Source organism: Georgenia alba (genome assembly GCF_042665525.1).
GTDB lineage: Bacteria > Actinomycetota > Actinomycetes > Actinomycetales > Actinomycetaceae > Allobogoriella > Allobogoriella alba.
In genome coordinates this window covers 148,170-166,849 of sequence record NZ_JBHTCQ010000005.1, presented here as the reverse complement: position 1 = coordinate 166,849, position 18,680 = coordinate 148,170, and the positions used below count along the sequence as shown (strand labels likewise).

Genomic DNA, 18,680 nt, shown 5'->3' with positions numbered 1-18,680 from the left:
ACGCATGAGCGAACGGACGTACTGGGCCACGCACGGTGGCCACCCGCCCCAGACCGACCTGCTGACCGACCGGGCGGTGTTCCGGGAGGCGTACGCCGTCATCCCGCGGGGCACGCAGCGCGACATCGTCACCTCGAACCTTCCCATGTGGGAGGGGACCCGGCTGTGGGTGCTGGCGCGACCCCTGACCGGCTTCGCCGAGACGTTCTCCCAGTACCTCATGGAGGTGGTGCCGGGCGGCGGGTCCGAGACGCCCGAGAACGATCCCGACGCCGAGGCGGTGCTGTTCGTCATGGAGGGTGAGGTGACCCTGACGCTCGGTGGCCCCGGCTCGGCCGACACCTCCGGCCCGGCCGGTGCCGTGCACCGCATGGCGCCGGGTGGGTACGCGTTCCTCGCGCCGGGCCAGCGCTGGAGCCTGCGGAACGAGGGTGCCGAGACCGCGCGCTTCATGTGGATCCGCAAGGCGTACCAGCGGGTCGAGGGTGTCGCGGTGCCCGAGTCGTTCGTGACGAACGAGCGGGACGTCACCCCGACACCCATGCCGGACACGGACGGCCGGTGGGCGACGACGCGGTTCGTGGACCCGGACGACGTACGGCACGACATGCACGTGACGATCGTGACCTTCCAGCCCGGAGGGATCATCCCGTTCGCGGAGACGCACGTGATGGAGCACGGCCTGTACGTCCTGCAGGGGCAGGCGGTGTACCGGCTCAACGAGGACTGGGTGGAGGTGCAGGCGGGCGACTTCATGTGGCTGCGGGCCTTCTGCCCCCAGGCCTGCTACGCGGGCGGGCCGGGTCCGTTCCGGTACCTGCTGTACAAGGACGTCAACCGGCACGCGCCGCTCGAGCTCGGAGTCAGGCCTCGCCGCGGCTGATGAGCCGTCCGCGCGGGTTCTCGTGGTCCACCTCCGTGCCGCGGACGAACGTGCGGTGCACGACGCCGGAGAGCGTGCGGCCCTCGTAGGGGGTCAGCGGGTTCCGATGGTGCAGACGGGCCGCCTCGACGACGAAGGTCTCCTCGGGCGCGAAGACCGCGAGGTCCGCGTCGTACCCCTCCGCCAGCCTGCCCTTGCGCCGCATGCCGGTCCGGGTCGCGGGCCGGGCCGACATCCACTCGACGACCCGCTCCAGGCCGATGCCGCGGCGCCGGGCCTCGGTCCACACGACCGGCAGCCCGAGCTGCACCGAGGAGATGCCGCCCCAGGCGATGCCGAAGTCGCCGCCCGGGAGGTCCTTCAGCTCCAGCGGCGCAGGGGAGTGGTCGCTGGCGATGTAGTCGATCGTGCCGTCCAGCAGGCCCTCCCAGAGCTGGTCCCTGTTGTCGGCCTCGCGGATCGGGGGGCAGCACTTGTAGGCCGTCGCGCCGTCCGGGACGTCCTCGGCCTGCAGGGTCAGGTAGTGCGGACAGGTCTCCGCGGTCAGGTCCAGGCCGTCGTGCTTCGCGGACCGGATCGCCGGCAGCGCGTCCGCGGACGACAGGTGCAGGACGTGGGCCCGGCCCCCGGTCCGCCGGGTCCGCTCGACCACCTCGGCGACCGCGAGGTTCTCGGCCTCGCGGGGTCTGGACGCGAGGAAGCGCTCGTACCGGGCGCCCGCGGGCCGGGGCGCCCGGTCGATGGTCCGGGCGTCCTCGGCGTGGACGATCAGCATGCCGCCGAACCGGGTCAGCTCCCGCAGGTGGTCCTCGAGGCCGTCGGGCGTCAGCGGCGCGAACTCCCCGACGCCGGAGTGCAGCAGGAAGCACTTGAACCCGAAGACGCCCGCGTCGTGCAGGTCACGCAGGTCCGTCCGGTTGCCCGGGACGGCGCCGCCCCAGAACCCGACGTCGACGAAGACCTGGCTCCGTGCGACGAGTCGTTTGTACTCCAGCGCCGGGCCGTTGACCGTGGAGGGGACGGAGTTGAGCGGCATGTCGACGATCGTGGTGACGCCGCCGGCCGCGGCGGCGCGGGTGGCGCTCGCGAACCCCTCCCAGTCCGTGCGGCCCGGCTCGTTGACGTGCACATGGGCGTCGACGAGACCGCTGATCAGCGTCTCGTCCTCGGCGAGCTGCACGACCCGGTCGCCCGGCAGGTTCGCGCCGAGCGGTCGGACCGCGGTGACCCGCCCGTCCACGACGCCGACCTCCCGGGGCCGGATGCCGTCCTCGCCCAGGACCCGCCGGCCTCGCAGCACGAGCTCGAAGCTCCCGTCCGCGCGGACGGACGGGCGGTGTGGTGCTGGCGCGCCGTCATGGGGCGTGTCCGTGAGGTCGTGCGTGCGGCGGTACTCGCGGATCTGGGCGCGTATCCGGGCCGGGTCGTTGACGTCGGCCACTCTGGCGTCCACCGCCCGACACCTCCGAACTTTCGGGATGAGAAAGTCAGATCCTACGTTGTGGAATGTACGCCGCGGGTCGTCGTGTGGTCAACGCGCGCGGTTGGGTCGTGTGGTCAACGCGCGGTTGGGTCGTGTGGTCAACGCGCGCGGTTGGGTCGTGTGGTCAACGCGCGCGGTTGGGCTCGTGCGGTCGACGCGCGCCCAGTCCGGCCGGCGGCCGGTCAGGCGGCCGTGCCGACCGCCGTCGCCGTCGCCGTCGCAACATCGTCCTCCACGAGGGCGTGACGATAACGCTGCACGAATGCGCGCAACACCTGGTGCGAGGCCTCGACGTCGGCGCCGGCGACCCGCGCGAGGACCTGATCGATCTCGTCGGCGGGGAAGTACCCGGAGTGCCGGTACGCCTCGATGCGCGTCGCGATCGCCGCTCGGTCCATCTCGGGGTGGAACTGGGTGACGTACTGGTTCCGGCCGAGACGGAACATCTGCACGGGGCAGGCGTCGGAGGCGGCGAGCAGCGCCGCGCCCGGTGGGAGCACCGTGCACGCTTCCTTGTGCCCGACGTAGGCCTGGAACCGGGCCGGCAGGCCGTGCAGCAGCGGGTCCCGGCCGCCGGCGTCAGTGAGGCGGACCTCGACGGCCGAGGTCTCCTCCGCGTACGTCCCGTCGACGACGGCGCCGGCGCGCCGGCCGAGCGTGCCGACGCCGTAGCAGAGCCCGAGGAACGGGAGGTCGCGGCGCTGGACCTCGGCCAGCACGGTGTCCAGCTCTGCCTCGACGCGACGCTGGGTGGCGCTCTTCTCGCCGGGTGGCACCGACGTCGTGAACGGGCTGCCACCGAGGATGACGCCGGCGTAGTCGTCCAGGTCGACCGGGGTGAACGTCCCAGCCTCCATCCGCACCCGCACCAGCTCCGACGGACGCAGGCCGCCGAGGCGGAGGAGTGAGGCGTACTCGTCCTCCGCGGCGACCTGCTCGCTGCGGGAGGCGAGGAAGAGGAAGGGCCTGGTCATGGCATCAGTGAAGCCGATCGGCGACGGTCGTCACCGGCGCGGGCGGAGCGGTCTCAGATCCTGGTCCGAGGACGTGGGGCCGAGCCCGAGTCCTTGGGCCGCAACTCCGCGAAGCGAAATCGGGATTCCAAATTGTTTGTCCCGGCGAAAGCGGAGGTCTACATTCGACTGCACCGGCTCCGCTGTTCGGCATGGATAACCTGCGGACCGGGAGAAGACTCCAACCATGCCCGTACCGCCGCCCGTGAGGCGCACGGCGGCTGCGGCGTCTCGGTGAGGAGCAGGACTCATGGACCGGATGACGATGACGGTCAACGGGCGGACGAGGACCGTGGACGTCCCGCCGCACACCCGCCTCCTGGACTTCCTGCGCGGCACGGGGCTGACCGGCGCCAAGGAGGGTTGCGCCGAGGGGGAGTGCGGCGCGTGCGCCGTCCTCGTGGCCCGCCCGGACGGCGATGCCGGCACCCGCTGGACCGCGGTCAACGCCTGCCTGCCGCCCGCGCTGGCCTACGACGGTCAGGAGGTCCTCACGGCGGAGGGCCTCGGCGGCCCGCCGGCTCCGGGGAGGGAGGGCGACCTCCACCCGGTCCAGCGCGAGATGGCCGCCCGCGGCGGGTCCCAGTGCGGGTACTGCACGCCGGGCTTCGTGTGCTCGATGGCCGCGGAGTACTACCGGCCGGAGCGGGTCGCCGCGCCGACGGCCGACGACGGCGTCGACCGTCACGAGGTGGGCGCGAACGGGTTCGACCTGCACGCGCTGTCCGGGAACCTCTGCCGGTGCACCGGGTACCGGCCGATCCGCGACGCCGCGTACGCCCTCGGCGGGCCGGACCCTACGGACCGGATCGCCGAGCGCCGCACCCGCCCGGCACCGCCCGCCGTGCCCACCCGGGTCACGTCCGCCGGCACCGAGTTCGTCCGTCCGGTCAGCCTCACCGAGCTCCTCGAGCGGTACGCCGAGCACCCGGACGCCGTGCTCGTGGCGGGCGCCACCGACGTGGGCGTGGAGGTCAACATCCGGCACGCCCGTCCGGGGCGCGTGCTCGCCGTGGACCGGCTGCCCGAGCTGCGCACCCTCGAGACCACCGCGGAGGGTATCGAGATCGGCGCGGCCCTCACCCTCAGCGAGATCGAGCGCCGCCTCGCCGGGCGGGTCCCGCTGCTGGACCAGCTCTTCCCGCAGTTCGCCTCCCGGCTCATCCGCAACGCCGCCACCCTCGGTGGGAACCTCGGCACCGCCTCACCGATCGGTGACGCGGCGCCGGTCCTGCTGGCCCTCGACGCCACGCTGGTCCTCGCCGCGAGCGACGGTGAGCGAGAGGTGCCCCTGGCCGAGTACTTCACCGGCTACCGGCGCACCGTGCGCCAGCCGGGGGAGATGATCCGCGCGGTGCGTCTCCCGGCGCCGCAGCCCCGGCTCGCCGCGTTCTACAAGGTGGCGAAGCGCCGGTTCGACGACATCTCCTCGGTGGCCGTCGCCGTCGCGATGGATCTCGAGGGCGACCGGGTCGGCCGCGTCCGGATCGGGCTCGGCGGCGTCGCCGCCACTCCGATCCGGGCCCTGGGCACGGAGGAGGCCCTCACCGGGGCGTCGTGGACCCCGCAGACCGTCGAGCGTGCCGCCGCCGCGCTGGCTGCCGAGGGCACGCCGCTGGACGACCACCGCGCCTCCGCGCGCTACCGCACGGCCATGCTGGGGCAGGCGTTGCGCCGCTTCCACGCCGAGTCCTCGCCCCGGTCACTGGAGGTGACCCGATGACGTCACTGGCCGACCGTCCCCCGAACGCGGTCGTGGGCCGGACCGTCTCCCACGAGAGCGCCGACCTGCACGTGACCGGTGCGGCGCTGTACACCGACGACCTGCTCGCCCGCGCCCCGGGGGTGCTGCACGCCTGGCCCGTGCAGGCCCCGCACGCCCACGCCCGCCTCACGGCTCTGCGGACCGCCCCGGCCCTCGGCGTCGACGGCGTCGTGACCGTCCTCACCGCCGCCGACGTGCGCGGCGTCAACGACGGCGGCATCCATCACGACGAACCGCTCTTCCCCGACGAGGTCTGCTACGCCGGCCAGGCCGTCTGCTGGGTCCTGGGGGAGTCGCTCGAGGCCGCCCGGAAGGGTTCCGACGCCGTGGAGGTCGAGTACGAACCGCTGCCGTCGATCCTCACCCTGCGCGAGGCCATCGACGCCGGGTCCTTCCAGGGGCAGCAGCCGACCGTCTCGCGCGGCGACGCCGCGGCCGCGCTCGAGCGTGCGCCGCGCCGCTTCACCGGGGAGCTCGAGATCGGCGGGCAGGAGCACTTCTACCTCGAGACGCACGCCGCGCTCGCCCAGGTGGACGAGGCGGGGCAGGTCTTCGTCCAGTCCTCCACCCAGCACCCGTCCGAGACCCAGGAGATCGTCGCCCACGTGCTGGGCCTGAGCTCCTCGGAGGTCACCGTGCAGTCGCTGCGCATGGGCGGGGCGTTCGGCGGCAAGGAGATGCAGCCGCACGGCCTGGCGGCCGTCGCCGCACTCGGCGCCGTCACCACCGGGCGACCCGTCCGGCTGCGGCTCACCCGCACGCAGGACATGACGATGACGGGCAAGCGTCACCCGTTCCACGCCACCTGGGACGTCGGCTTCGACGACGAGGGCCGCCTGCTCGCGCTGCGCGCCACGCTCACCGCGGACGGCGGATGGTCGCTCGACCTCTCCCAGCCGGTGCTCGGCCGGGCCCTGTGCCACGTCGACAACGCCTACTTCATCCCCGACGTCGAGGTCCACGGGCGCATCGCGAAGACCAACAAGACGTCCCAGACGGCGTTCCGCGGCTTCGGCGGACCCCAGGGCATGCTCGTCATCGAGGATATCCTGGGCCGGTGCGCCCCGGCTCTCGGCATCGACCCGGCCGCGCTGCGCCGGCAGAACTTCTACCTGCCCGGCCAGTCCACCCCGTACGCCCAGCCGGTCCGGCACGTCGAACGGCTGCACGAGATCTGGCAGCAGCTCGCCGACCGGGCGGACGTGGCCCGCCGGCAGGCCGCCGTCGAGGCGTTCAACGCCGGCCACGAGCACGTCAAGCGCGGCCTGGCCGTGACCCCGGTGAAGTTCGGCATCTCCTTCAACCTCACCGCCTTCAACCAGGCCGGCGCGCTCGTCCACGTGTACAAGGACGGCTCGGTGCTCATCAACCACGGCGGCACCGAGATGGGGCAGGGGCTGCACACGAAGATGCGTCAGGTGGCGGCCACCGCGCTCGGGGTCCCGCTCGAGACGGTCCGTCTCGCGCCGACCCGTACCGACAAGGTGCCCAACACCTCTGCGACCGCGGCCTCCTCCGGCGCCGACCTCAATGGCGGCGCCGTGAAGAACGCGTGCGAGCAGATCCGCACCCGGCTCGCCGAGGTCGCCGCCCGGAGGCTCGGCGTCCACCCGGGCGACGTGCGCTTCGGCGACGGCACGGTGACGGGTCTCGGGACCGAGACCGGGCTGAGCTTCGCGGAGGTCGTCGGCACCGCCTACACCGACCGTGTCCCCCTGTTCGCGGCGGGGTACTACCGCACCGAGGGCCTGCACTGGGACTCCACCCGGATGCAGGGCGAGCCGTTCAAGTACTTCGCCTACGGGGCCGCGGCCACCGAGGTCGAGGTCGACGGCTTCACCGGCGCCTACCGATTCCTGCGCACCGACATCGTCCACGACGTCGGCGACTCGCTCTCGCCGCTCGTGGACCGCGGTCAGATCGAGGGCGGCTTCGTGCAGGGCGCCGGCTGGCTCACGCTGGAGGAGCTACGGTGGGACCTCTCCGACGGCCCCGGCCGCGGCAGGCTGGCCACCCAGGCGGCCAGCACCTACAAGCTCCCGTCGTTCTCCGAGATGCCCGAGGAGCTCAACGTCCATCTCTACGAGCGGGCGACCGAGCCCGGCGTCGTCTACGGCTCCAAGGCCGTGGGCGAGCCGCCCCTCATGCTCGCGTTCTCCGTGCGGGAGGCGCTGCGGCAGGCGGCCTCCGCGTTCGGCCCGCCCGGGCACGTGGTCCAGCTCGCGAGCCCCGCGACGCCGGAGGCGGTCTACTGGGCGATCGAGGACGCCCGCGCCGCGGTCCAGGACCAGGATCGGGCCAGGTCCGCCCCCGCGCGGGCGGTGGCCGGGACGTCGGGAGGCTGACATGGACTGGCTCGAAGCCCTCCGGCGCTCGCGGACCGACGGGCGCGACGCCGTCCTCGTCACCGTCGTCACGGTGCGCGGCCACGCGCCCCGGGACGCCGGCGCGAAGATGGTCGTCACCGCCGAGGACTGCCACGACAGCATCGGCGGCGGCAATCTCGAGGCGACCGCCGTGGGCCGGGCGAGGGAGATCCTCGCGGCCGGGTCTCGCGCACCCGAGACGATGGAGATGACGCTCAACGAGCGTGTCACCACCCGCCACGGACGACAGTGCTGCGGCGGGGTGGTCACGGTCCTGCTCGAGCCGCTGCCCGCCCGCCCGACCGTCGCGATCTTCGGCGCCGGGCACGTCGGCCTCGAGCTGGGCCGGATCCTTGCCCGGCACCCGCTCGCCCTCCGCCTGGTGGACTCCCGTCCCGGGCAGGTCCGGGCAGCGCAGGCGCTCGCCGGTCAGGTGGCGGACGTGCGTGCTGATCACGCGCCAGCACCCGAGACCGTCCTCGCCGCCCTCCCCGGCGGCGCGCACGTGTACGTGATGACCCACGACCACGCCGAGGACATGGTGCTGTGCGACGCCGCGCTGCGTCGCGGCGACCTCGGCACGGTGGGGCTGATCGGGTCGAGCGCGAAGTGGGCGCGGTTCCGGAAGAGGCTCGTCGAGGGCGGCCACGAGCCCGCCGCCGTCGACACGGTCACCTGCCCCATCGGCCTGCCGGCGCTCGTCGGAAAGTCGCCGGCGGTCATTGCAGTGTCGGTCGCCGCGGACCTGCTGCTGCGCCTCGAGGCCGACGCCGCACCGGCCGGACCGCACGACGTCGGCGACCTGGCGGTGCTGCCGTGACGGTGTATCTCGCCACGGTCCTCGACACCCCCGGCGAGACCATGCTCGAGCCGCGCCTGCGCGCCGCGTCCGGCATCGCGCTCGTCGTGGAGGACGGCACGGTCGTCGCACGCACCGACCGGGCGGACGCCCGTACGCGGTTCCCCGACCACGACGTCGTCGACCTCACCGAGGGCGTGCTCCTGCCCGGGCTGGTCGACACCCACGTGCACTACCCGCAGGTCCGGGTGGTCGGCGGGGTCGGCCTGCCACTGCTGGACTGGCTGCGGGAGCGGGCCCTGCCGGAGGAGGCGCGGCTCGCCGAGCCGGGGTACGCGGCGAGGGTCGCCACCGAGTTCCTCACCGGGCTCGCCGGCGCCGGGACGACGACGGCCCTGGTGTTCGGTTCGCACTTCGCCGGCGCGATGGACCAGTTCTTCCCGGCGGCCGCGGCCAGCGGCCTGCGGATCACCGCGGGCCTGGTGCTCTCCGACGTCACCCTGCCCGAGGAGCTGCTCACGACCCCGCAACGCGCCGTCGAGGAGTCGGTCGCCCTGGCCACGCGGTGGCACGGCTCCGGCCGGCTGCGCTACGCGGTCACGCCCCGGTTCGCCCTCTCGGCCGGGGAGGCGATGCTCGACGCGTGCGCCGCCGTCGTCGACGCGGTCGACGGGGTGTGGGTGACGAGCCACCTCAACGAGAACCGCGACGAGGTCGCCCAGGTCCGCGAGCTCTTCGGGGTGCCGGGCTACCTCGACGCGTACGACCGGCACGGCCTCGTCACCCGACGTTCGGTGTGGGCGCACGACGTCCACCCGACCGCGGCCGAGCTCGCCAGGCTCGCCGAGACCGGCACCGCCGTCGCGCACTGCCCGACGTCGAACGCGGCGCTCGGCAGCGGGATCTTCCCGATGCGCGACCATCTCGCCGCCGGCGTGAGTCTCGCCCTCGGGTCCGACGTCGGGGCCGGGACGGGCTTCTGCCTGCTCAAGGAGGCGCTGCAGGCGTGCCTCCTGCAGCACCTCCATCCCGAGGGGGCCGAGCTCGGCCCCGCCGCGCTGCTGCACCTCGCCACCCGGTCCGGGGCGCAGGCGCTCGGGCTGGCGGACACGGTCGGCGACCTGTCCGTCGGCAAGGCGTTCGACGCCGTCTGGGTCCGACCGGCCCGCGACAGCACGCTCGACGTCGCCCTGCGTCACGCCGCCGACCCGGCCGACGCGCTCGCCAGGACCATCACGCTCGGGGGACCCGCGGACGTCGCCCGGACGTGGGTCGCCGGGGAGGCCGTGACGGCCTCCCGCCGGACCGAGCTGGAGAACGCATGAGCGTCTCGACCACGACGACGCCGCAGACGAGCCGGCGCCCGCCGGTCCTCGACCGCTCCTTCGGCACGATCGCCTGCTGCGCGATCAGAGACCTCACCGGCCGGGGACGTGAGGTCCGTGCCATCCTCTACGTCGTCGCCGCGCTGCTCGTGGCGCGCGACCTGTTCCTCGCCACCTGACCCCCGACCCACCCCACCGACGTCTCGACGAGGAGGCACCATGCCCACGACCTCAGCCACCACGGCCACCCGGCCGGAGGACGAGAGGCTGCCGATCGGCCGGTCGTTCATGTACGGCCTGCAGCACGTGCTGACCATGTACGGCGGTGTCATCGCCGTCCCGCTCATCGTCGGTCAGGCGGCGGGTCTGGAGCCCGGTGAGGTCGCGGTGCTGGTGGCGTCCGCCCTGTTCGTGGGCGGTGCCGCGACGATCCTGCAGAGCTGGGGCGTGCCATTCTTCGGCTCCCGTCTCCCGCTCGTCCAGGGGGTGTCGTTCGCGGGCGTGGCGACGATGCTCGCCATCCTCGCCGGTGGCGGCGGGTTTCCCGCCGTGATCGGTGCGGTCATCGTCGCCGGTGCCGTCGGTCTGATCGCCGCGCCGTTCTTCGCCCAGATCATCCACTTCTTCCCGCCGGTGGTCACCGGGGTCGTGATCACGACAATCGGCCTCACCCTCATGCCGGTGGCGGCGGGCTGGGCGATGGGCGGCGACGCGGAGGCCCCCGACTACGGCTCGACGGCGAACATCGGGCTCGCCTTCCTCACCTTCGTCGTCGTGCTGGCGCTGTCCAAGGTCGGTGTCGCGAGCATCTCGCGGCTGTCGATCCTGCTGGCGATCATCGTGGGGACCCTGGTGGCCGCCGCTCTGGGCATGACGGACTTCTCCGGCGTCGGGGACGGGGCCGTCGTGGCGGTGCCACAGATCTTCGCGTTCGGCATGCCGACCTTCGAGGCCGCCGCCATCATCTCGATGGTCATCGTCGTCCTGGTGACGATGACCGAGACGACGGCCGACATCCTCGCCGTCGGGGAGATCATCGGCACGAAGGTCGACTCGAAGCGGATCGCCGACGGGCTACGGGCGGACATGCTGTCCTCCACGGTCGCGCCGGTGTTCAACTCCTTCACCCAGACGGCCTTCGCCCAGAACGTCGGGCTGGTCGCCATCACCGGGATCAGGTCCCGGTTCGTGGTCTCCGCCGGCGGACTCATCATGGTGGTGCTCGGCCTGCTGCCGGTCCTGGGCCGGGTGGTCGCGGCCATCCCGTCTCCCGTGCTCGGCGGTGCCGGCGTCGTCCTCTTCGGGACGGTGGCCGCCGCGGGCATCCGGACCCTGGCCAAGGTCGACTACGAGGGCAACATGAACCTCGTCATCGTGGCCTCGTCGCTGGCGTTCGGGATGATCCCGATCGTCGCGCCGACGTTCTACGACGGCTTCCCGGACTGGTTCACGACGATCTTCCACTCCGGCATCTCCTCGGCGGCCGTGATGGCCGTGCTGCTGAACCTGGTCTTCAACCACCTGCGGGCCGGGACGCCGGAGCGTCCGTCGGTCTTCGCGGCACGGGGCGTGCGGTACATCGGCCCCGAGGTGCTGGACGCGCTCGAGGACGGCGACCACGTCCGGGACGGCAAGCTCGTCGACGCCGCCGGCACGGAGGTGCCGATCGTGGCGGAGGAGACGCCCGACGACCTCGGCGAGCGGCACGAGCGGGCGCACCGGCACGACGGCGAGGAGAGCGGACGCCGGGACTGACGGGACCGGGCCGGGCCGCGCCGGTGCATGGCGCGTCGGTAGGCTCGGGGAGTGATCACGCACGACGTCCGGGTCCACCCGTCCAGCGACAACCTCGCCCGCGAGGACCAGCTCGCCTGGAAGATCGCGGAGGTCGCCGCCGACCCCGTCGACGTCGACGACGACGTCGTCGACATGGTCATCAACCGGGTGATCGACAACGCCTCGGTGGCGACGGCGTCCCTGGTCCGGGCGCCGATCGTGGCGGCGCGTGCCCAGGCGCTCGCGCACCCGTACACACCCGGCGCGACCGTGTTCGGCGTCCCGGCGGCCGAACGGGTCAGCCCGGAGTGGGCGGCCTGGGCGAACGGCGTCGCGGTCCGCGAGCTCGACTACCACGACACCTTCCTCGCGGCCGAGTACTCCCACCCCGGTGACAACATCCCGCCCGTCCTCGCCGTCGCCCAGCACCTCGCCTCCGCGCGCTCGCTCGACGGCGCCGCCCTGGTCCGTGGCATTGCCACCGGCTACGAGATCCAGGTGGACCTGGTCCGGGCGATCAGCCTGCACAAGCACAAGATCGACCACGTCGCCCACCTCGGCCCGTCCGCCGCAGCCGGGATCGGCACGCTGCTCGGGCTGCCGCCGGAGGTGATCTTCCAGGCAGTGGGCCAGGCCCTGCACACGACGACGGCGACCCGGCAGTCCCGCAAGGGCGAGATCTCCACGTGGAAGGCGCACGCCCCGGCGTTCGCCGGCAAGGTCGCCGTCGAGGCGGTGGACCGGGCGATGCGCGGCCAGACCTCGCCCACCCCGATCTACGAGGGTGAGGACGGCGTCATCGCGTGGCTGCTGGACGGGCCGGAGGCGCACTACCGGGTGCCGCTGCCCGGGCCGGGCGAGCCGAAGCGCGGCATCCTCGAGACCTACACCAAGGAGCACTCGGCGGAGTACCAGTCGCAGGCACTCATCGACCTGGCCCGCCGCCTGCACCGCGAGCGTCCGGAGCTGGCCGGCCCGGGCGCTGTCGAGGACATCGTCAGCGTCGTCATCCACACCTCGCACCACACCCACTACGTCATCGGCTCGGGCGCCAACGACCCGCAGAAGTACGACCCGGCCGCCTCGCGCGAGACCCTCGACCACTCGATCCCGTACATCTTCGCCGTCGCCCTGCAGGACGGCGGGTGGCACCACGTCGACTCCTACACGCCGGAGCGGGCGGCCCGCCCGGACACGGTGGGCCTGTGGCGCAAGATCACGACCGCGGAAGACCCGGAGTGGACCCGCCGGTACCACTCGAGCGACCCGGACGAGAAGGCGTTCGGTGGCCGGGTGGAGATCGACCTGGCGGACGGCACCAGGATCGTGGAGGAGATCGCGCTCGCCGACGCCCACCCGTATGGTGCGCGGCCGTTCGGCCGCGAGCAGTACGTCGAGAAGTTCCGCACCCTCGCATCCGGTGTGCTGCCCGACGCCGAGATCGACCGGTTCCTCGACGTCGCCCAGCGGCTGCCCGAGCTGCGGGGCGAGGAGCTCGCCGAGCTCACGGTGGTGGCGCCGCCCGAGCTGCTCGCCGGGGCGAGCGCCCCGGAGGGGATCTTCTGATGCTGTACGCGTCGACCTCGGCCGCCGAGAAGCGCGCCGGTCTGCGCCGTGAGCTGGAGCAGTCGAGCGCGCTGCTGCGCTTCCCCGGAGCGTTCAACCCCCTCTCGGCGCGCCTCATCCAGGAGAAGGGCTTCGAGGGCGTCTACATCTCCGGCGCCGTGCTGTCCGCCGACCTCGGGCTGCCGGACATCGGGCTCACGACGGCCACGGAGGTCGCGGGCCGCAGCGGGCAGATCGCCCGGATGACCGACCTGCCGGCCCTCGTCGACGCCGACACCGGGTTCGGCGAGCCGATGAACGTGGCCCGCACCGTGCAGACGCTCGAGGACGCCGGGGTGGCCGGCCTGCACATCGAGGACCAGGTCAACCCCAAGCGCTGCGGCCACCTTGACGGCAAGCAGGTGGTGGCCGAGTCGGAGGCGCTCAGGCGGATCCGCGCGGCGGCCGATGCCCGACGGGACCCGAACCTGCTGATCATGGCCCGGACCGACGTCCGCGCCGTCGAAGGGCTGAGCTCGGCCGTCGACCGGGCGAAGGCGCTCGTCGACGCCGGTGCCGACGCCGTCTTCCCGGAGGCCATGGCCGATCTGGGCGAGTTCGAGGCGGTGGCGTCGGCCGTCGAGGTGCCGGTGCTGGCGAACATGACCGAGTTCGGCAAGTCCGAGCTCTTCACGACCGAGCAGCTCGCGTCCGCCGGGATCCGGATCGTCATCTACCCGGTCTCGCTGCTGCGGGTGGCGATGGGCGCGGCCGAACGGGCGCTGGACACCCTGGCAGCCGAGGGGTCGTTGCGCTCCGAGGTTCCCGGGATGCAGCACCGTTCCCGGCTGTACGAGCTGGTGGACTACGCCGGGTACAACGCCTTCGACAACCAGATCTTCACGTACGAGCCCTGAGGGGATGGACATCCCTGCCGGGCCCTGGCCCCCTGCCGCGAAGGAGCGAGACATGAGCAGCACCGCCCCCGAGATCCACAAAGGTCTGGCCGGCGTGGTCGCCGACACGACGGCGATCAGCAAGGTCAATCCGGAGACGAACTCCCTGCTGTACCGGGGCTATCCCGTCCAGGAGCTCGCCGCGGAGTGCTCCTTCGAGCAGGTCGCCTGGCTGCTGTGGCACGGCGAGCTGCCGTCCGACGAGCAGCTCGACACGCTGCAGGAGACCGAGCGGGCGAACCGGGCGCTGTCCGACGACGTCCGGGACCTGGTCGACCGGACGCCGACCACGGCGCACCCGATGGACGTGCTGCGCACTGCCGTGTCGCTGGTCGGCGCGCAGGATCCGTCGGCGGGCGACGCGTCCCCGGACGCCGACCTTGCGAAGTCGGTGCGGCTGCTCGCCCAGCTGCCCGCGGTCGTGGCGTACGACCAACGCCGCCGCCGTGGTGAGGACCTCGTGCCGCCCGACGAGGACCTCGACTATGCGGAGAACTTCCTGCGCATGACCTTCGGGGAGGTCCCTGATCCCGTCGTGGTGGACGCGTTCCGGGTCTCGCTGATCCTGTACGCCGAGCACTCCTTCAACGCCTCGACCTTCACCGCCCGGGTGATCACCTCGACCATGGCCGACCTGTACTCCGCCGTCGTGGGGGCGATCGGTGCGCTCAAGGGGCCGCTGCACGGTGGCGCCAACGAGGCCGTGATGCACGTCTTCGACGAGATCGGATCGGCCGAGAACGCCGAGCCGTGGCTCGAGCGGGCGCTCGCGGAGAAGCGCAAGATCATGGGCTTCGGGCACCGCGTGTACAAGAAGGGCGACTCGCGAGTGCCGACGATGAGGGCCGCGCTGGAGCGGCTGGTCGAGCACTACGGGCGCCCGGACGTCCTGGACCTGTACACCCGGCTCGAGACGGCGATGGGGGAGCGGAAGAACATCAAGCCCAACCTGGACTACCCGTCCGGGCCGGCGTACCACCTGATGGGCTTCGACACCGCGACCTTCACGCCGCTGTTCGTCGCATCGCGGGTCACCGGATGGACCGCGCACGTCATGGAGCAGGCCGCGGACAACTCCCTCATCCGGCCGCTGAGCGAGTACGACGGCCCGGACGAGCGCCACCTGTAGGCCGGCGCCCGGGGTCCTGTGAGCTCCGGAGGGGATCTCTCAGGCTGATCCTGAGGAATCTCCTCCGTCACCGCATGACAGCTGTCATGCCGAGAACGTGACGGCGCACCATCGTGCGACCATGCCCCGCGGCGGCACCGTGGACGCCATGACCACCACGACACGGACGGCGACCGACGCCGTCGACGTCATCGGCGTCGCCAAGCAGTTCCACACCAAGGACGGTCCGCTCCGGGCCGTCGACGGCGTGGACCTCACGATCGGGCGCGGTGAGATCCTCGCCCTCCTCGGGCCCAACGGCGCCGGGAAGACCACGCTCCTGGACATGGTGCTGGGACTGACGACCCCGACGTCGGGAACGATCTCGGTGCTGGGGACCGAGCCCCGCCGGGCGGTGCGTGCCGGGCAGGTCTCGGCCGTGCTCCAGACCGGCGGGCTGCTCCGGGACCTGACCGTCGCCGAGACCGTCCGCATGATCGCCTCGACCTACGACCGGCACGCCGAGGTCGACGACGTCCTGCGCCGGGCACGCATCCAGTCGATCGCCAGCAGGAAGGTGTCGAAGTGCTCGGGCGGGGAGCAGCAGCGGCTGCGCTTCGCGCTCGCCCTGCTGCCCGACCCCGACCTCCTCGTGCTCGACGAGCCCACCGCGGGCATGGACGTCACCGCCCGGCGCGAGTTCTGGGACACCATGCGTGAGGACGCCGCGCGCGGCCGCACGGTCGTCTTCGCCACCCACTACCTTCAGGAGGCGGACGCGTTCGCCCAGCGGATCGTGATGGTCTCGGCCGGCCGGGTCGTCGCCGACGGGCCCACCGCGCAGATCCGTGCCCGGGCCACCGGCCGCACCGTCTCGGCCCGTCTCGGCAGCCCGACGGCGGACGTGCGGCACCGCCTCCGCACGCTGCCGGGCGTCCAGGACGTCAGTCTCGACGGCGGACGGGTCGCCGTGCGAGCCGCGGACTCCGACGCCGTCGCTCTCGCCCTCCTCACCGACTTCGGCGCCACCGACCTGGAGATCACCTCCGGCTCGCTGGACCAGGCCTTCCAGGCCCTCACCGAGGGAGCATCGTGATGGCTGCGCTGGCCAACCCCACCTACACCGGGATCGAGCTCCGGCGGGTCACCCGCGACCTCGTCTCGATGTTCTTCATCGCCGTCCTGCCCGCGTTCTTCTACGTCATCTTCGGCGCCTCCATGGACTACGGCGCGCAGGACGCCGGCAACGGCAACGTGACCATGTACGTGATGATCTCGATGGCGGCCTACGGCGCCGTCACCGCGACCACCGGGGTGGGCGGCATGGCGGCCGTCGAGCGGATGCAGGGCTGGGGTCGCCAGCTCGGGCTGACCCCGATGCCGGACGCACAGTACGTGGCCGCGAAGGCGGCCGTCGCGCTGGCGGTCGCGGCCGTCCCGATCGCCCTCATCTACGGCCTCGGCTTCCTCACCGGTGCGGAGGCGGCCTGGTGGGCGTGGCTGCTGAGCGCCGCCGTCGTGGTCCTCGGCGCAGCCGTCTTCTCGCTGTTCGGGCTGGTGATCGGGCTGATCTTCCGGTCCGAGGCGGCGGTCGGCGGCGCGAGCGGCGCCCTGGTGATCCTCGCCTTCCTCGGCAACATCTTCTTCCCGCTGTCCGGCACCATGCTGACCATCGCGACCTTCACCCCGCTCTACGGGTACGTGGCCCTGGCGCGCTACCCGGTCACCGAGGGGACGATCTTCGACACGGCCGGCGGCGCGATCGAGCAGGCGCTGTGGATCCCGGTGGCGGGCCTGCTGGCCTGGGGACTGGTCTTCGCGTTCCTCGCCGTCTGGCTGGTCCGCCGCTCGCGTGCCCGCCAGTAGCGGTCCCGGGGCGGCATGATCGGACCACGATGACGAGCGACCACGGCGAGAGCGGCCACGGCCGGGCGGATCCTGCGGCGGCCCGTGCACCGGAGGTGCGCGCGCCGTGGGAGCGGTTCGCCTGGGTCATGGGCGCGGTGTGGCTGCTCTTCCTCGCCTTCCCGCTCGTGGAGGCGTTCCGTGTGGACCGGCCGGTGCTCGTGCGCGCCCTGGCGGTGGCCGCGATCCTCGGGTTCGCGGCGCTGTACCTCTACGGATTCGTCCGCCTCTCCCGGTACGACGACAAACGGCAGGGTGCCCGGTTCGGGCTCGCGGTGCTCGCCGGGATGTCGCTGCTGGCCCTCGTGGCCGGCCTCGTCGTCGGCGGCCGGGCGGCCGGGATGACGACCTTCCTCCTCGCCTCCGGCATGTTCAGCCAGCCGCTGCGGCGCGCCTATCTCATGGCCGTCGGCTGGGTCGCGGTCTCCGCGGTCGTGCTGCTGGTGACGGGGCTGTGGGCCCAGCTGTGGTTCCTGGTCGGCATCAACGTCCTGGTCGGCCTCTTCACCGGCTTCATCCGCTGGCTCGACCAGCGCCAGGGCGACCACGAGCGACTGCGCCGCGAGCTGGACCTCGTGGCCGAGCGCGAGCGGGTGGCCCGCGACGTCCACGACGTGCTCGGTCACAGCCTCACCGTCATCACCGTCAAGGCCGAGCTGGCGGAACGGCTCGTCGACGCCGACCCCGGCGCCGCGAAGGCGGAGATCACCCAGATCCGGTCCCTGACCCGCGAGGCGCTCGCCGAGATCCGCGCGACCGTCGCGGGCCTGCGGGTGGCACGCCTCGGCGACGAGCTGACCGCCGCGCGCGACACCCTCACCGGCGCCGGCATCACCGCCGACGTGCCCGCCGACCCCGACGTCGTCGACCCGCGCCACCGCCTCGTCCTGGCCTGGGTGCTGCGCGAGGCCGTCACCAACGTCGTCCGGCACAGCCGCGCCAGCACGTGCACCGTGCGGCTCGGCCGCGCCTCGCTGGAGGTTCTCGACGACGGCGTCGGTCTCGACGGCGCCCGCGAGTCCAGCGGGCTGCGGGGAGTCCGGGAACGGGTCGACGGCGCCGGCGGCACCGTCACCCTCGGCCCCGGCGACCACGGGGCCGGGACCCGTCTGGAGGTGACGTGGTGATCACCGTGCTGCTCGCCGACGACCAGGCGCTCGTGCGCGGCGCGCTGGCCGCGCTGCTGCGGCTCGAGCCGGACATCGAGGTCGTCGCCGACGTCGGCAACGGCGACGACGTCGTCGACGCGGCACGCGCCTCGGGTGCGGACGTCTGCCTCCTCGACATCGAGATGCCCGGCGCGGACGGGATCGAGGTCGCCGCCCGGCTCGCCGCCGAGGTGCCCGGCACCCGGTCCCTCATGGTCACCACCTTCGGCCGGCCGGGCTACCTACGCCGTGCGCTCGAGGCCGGCGCGAGCGGCTTCGTCGTGAAGGACACCCCGGCCACGGAGCTCGCCGAGGCGATCCGCAAGGTCCACGCCGGCCTCCGCGTGGTCGACCCGGCGCTCGCCACCGAGTCCCTCGCCGGCGGCGCCAACCCGCTGACCGAGCGGGAGCGTGAGGTGCTGCGCGAGTGCCTCGACGGCGCTCCGGTGGCCGCCGTCGCCGCGCGCGTTCACCTCTCGGCCGGCACGGTGCGCAACTACCTGTCCGCGGCGATCGGCAAGACCGGCACCGCCAACCGCGTCGAGGCGGCGCGGGTGGCGCAGCGCAACGGCTGGCTGTAGGTGTGCCGGCCGGCGAGCTCGGTCGAC

16 protein-coding genes are annotated in these 18,680 nt (G+C 72.9%); 14 read left to right on the top strand and 2 right to left on the bottom strand.

Going from position 1 to position 18,680, the window contains the following annotated elements; translation table 11 throughout:
- The first annotated feature begins 4 nt into the window (after positions 1-4).
- Positions 5-883 carry a bifunctional allantoicase/(S)-ureidoglycine aminohydrolase gene (locus ACFQQL_RS18435; protein WP_382396631.1) on the top strand — a complete coding sequence of 293 codons (879 nt, stop codon included), beginning with the start codon at positions 5-7 and terminating at the stop codon, positions 881-883.
- On the opposite strand, the gene allB is transcribed toward ACFQQL_RS18435, so the two are convergent.
- The gene (gene allB, locus ACFQQL_RS18430) at positions 864-2,183 is read right to left on the bottom strand and encodes an allantoinase AllB (protein WP_382396813.1); all 1,320 of its coding nucleotides are present in this window, start codon (positions 2,181-2,183) and stop codon (positions 864-866) included. The two genes, ACFQQL_RS18435 and allB, sit on opposite strands and share 20 nt — an antisense overlap.
- Before the next feature lie 365 nt (positions 2,184-2,548).
- Positions 2,549-3,340 carry a glutamine amidotransferase gene (locus ACFQQL_RS18425; protein WP_382396630.1) on the bottom strand — a complete coding sequence of 264 codons (792 nt, stop codon included), beginning with the start codon at positions 3,338-3,340 and terminating at the stop codon, positions 2,549-2,551.
- Positions 3,341-3,629: 289 nt separating this feature from the next.
- Here ACFQQL_RS18425 and ACFQQL_RS18420 point away from each other — a divergent pair, with 289 nt between their 5' ends.
- The 13 genes from ACFQQL_RS18420 to ACFQQL_RS18360 all read left to right on the top strand — a co-directional run bounded on the left by ACFQQL_RS18420 (position 3,630) and on the right by ACFQQL_RS18360 (position 18,653).
- Complete coding sequence (locus ACFQQL_RS18420) at positions 3,630-5,102, top strand: xanthine dehydrogenase small subunit (protein WP_382396629.1); 1,473 nt, start codon at positions 3,630-3,632, stop codon at positions 5,100-5,102.
- Positions 5,099-7,489, top strand: a complete 2,391-nt coding sequence (xdhB, locus tag ACFQQL_RS18415; RefSeq protein ID WP_382396628.1) for a xanthine dehydrogenase molybdopterin binding subunit — start codon at positions 5,099-5,101, stop codon at positions 7,487-7,489. The genes ACFQQL_RS18420 and xdhB overlap by 4 nt, the downstream gene beginning before the upstream one ends.
- 1 nt (position 7,490) lies before the next feature.
- Positions 7,491-8,330 carry a xanthine dehydrogenase accessory protein XdhC gene (gene xdhC, locus ACFQQL_RS18410; RefSeq protein ID WP_382396627.1) on the top strand — a complete coding sequence of 280 codons (840 nt, stop codon included), beginning with the start codon at positions 7,491-7,493 and terminating at the stop codon, positions 8,328-8,330.
- Positions 8,327-9,634: a guanine deaminase gene (locus ACFQQL_RS18405; RefSeq protein ID WP_382396626.1), complete on the top strand. Its 1,308-nt coding sequence runs from the start codon at positions 8,327-8,329 to the stop codon at positions 9,632-9,634. The genes xdhC and ACFQQL_RS18405 overlap by 4 nt, the downstream gene beginning before the upstream one ends.
- On the top strand, positions 9,631-9,813 hold the full coding sequence (locus ACFQQL_RS18400) for a hypothetical protein (RefSeq protein ID WP_382396625.1): 183 nt from the start codon (positions 9,631-9,633) through the stop codon (positions 9,811-9,813). Before ACFQQL_RS18405 ends, ACFQQL_RS18400 begins: the two co-directional genes overlap by 4 nt.
- Positions 9,814-9,853: 40 nt before the next feature.
- The gene (locus tag ACFQQL_RS18395; RefSeq protein WP_382396624.1) at positions 9,854-11,389 is read left to right on the top strand and encodes a nucleobase:cation symporter-2 family protein; all 1,536 of its coding nucleotides are present in this window, start codon (positions 9,854-9,856) and stop codon (positions 11,387-11,389) included.
- A 51-nt stretch (positions 11,390-11,440) separates the two neighbouring features.
- A complete protein-coding gene (locus ACFQQL_RS18390; RefSeq protein ID WP_382396623.1) occupies positions 11,441-12,976 on the top strand; it encodes an MmgE/PrpD family protein in 1,536 nt (511 codons plus the stop codon).
- Positions 12,976-13,872 carry a methylisocitrate lyase gene (gene prpB / locus ACFQQL_RS18385; protein WP_382396622.1) on the top strand — a complete coding sequence of 299 codons (897 nt, stop codon included), beginning with the start codon at positions 12,976-12,978 and terminating at the stop codon, positions 13,870-13,872. Before ACFQQL_RS18390 ends, prpB begins: the two co-directional genes overlap by 1 nt.
- 52 nt (positions 13,873-13,924) lie before the next feature.
- Entirely contained in the window at positions 13,925-15,040 is a 1,116-nt protein-coding gene (locus ACFQQL_RS18380; RefSeq protein ID WP_382396621.1) for a bifunctional 2-methylcitrate synthase/citrate synthase, read from the top strand.
- Between the two features lie 148 nt (positions 15,041-15,188).
- A complete protein-coding gene (locus ACFQQL_RS18375; RefSeq protein WP_382396620.1) occupies positions 15,189-16,115 on the top strand; it encodes an ABC transporter ATP-binding protein in 927 nt (308 codons plus the stop codon).
- Positions 16,115-16,885: an ABC transporter permease gene (locus ACFQQL_RS18370; protein WP_382396619.1), complete on the top strand. Its 771-nt coding sequence runs from the start codon at positions 16,115-16,117 to the stop codon at positions 16,883-16,885. The genes ACFQQL_RS18375 and ACFQQL_RS18370 overlap by 1 nt, the downstream gene beginning before the upstream one ends.
- 29 nt (positions 16,886-16,914) lie before the next feature.
- Positions 16,915-18,051 carry a sensor histidine kinase gene (locus ACFQQL_RS18365; protein WP_382396618.1) on the top strand — a complete coding sequence of 379 codons (1,137 nt, stop codon included), beginning with the start codon at positions 16,915-16,917 and terminating at the stop codon, positions 18,049-18,051.
- A complete protein-coding gene (locus ACFQQL_RS18360) occupies positions 18,045-18,653 on the top strand; it encodes a response regulator (RefSeq protein WP_465254075.1) in 609 nt (202 codons plus the stop codon). Before ACFQQL_RS18365 ends, ACFQQL_RS18360 begins: the two co-directional genes overlap by 7 nt.
- Positions 18,654-18,680: the final 27 nt, after the last annotated feature.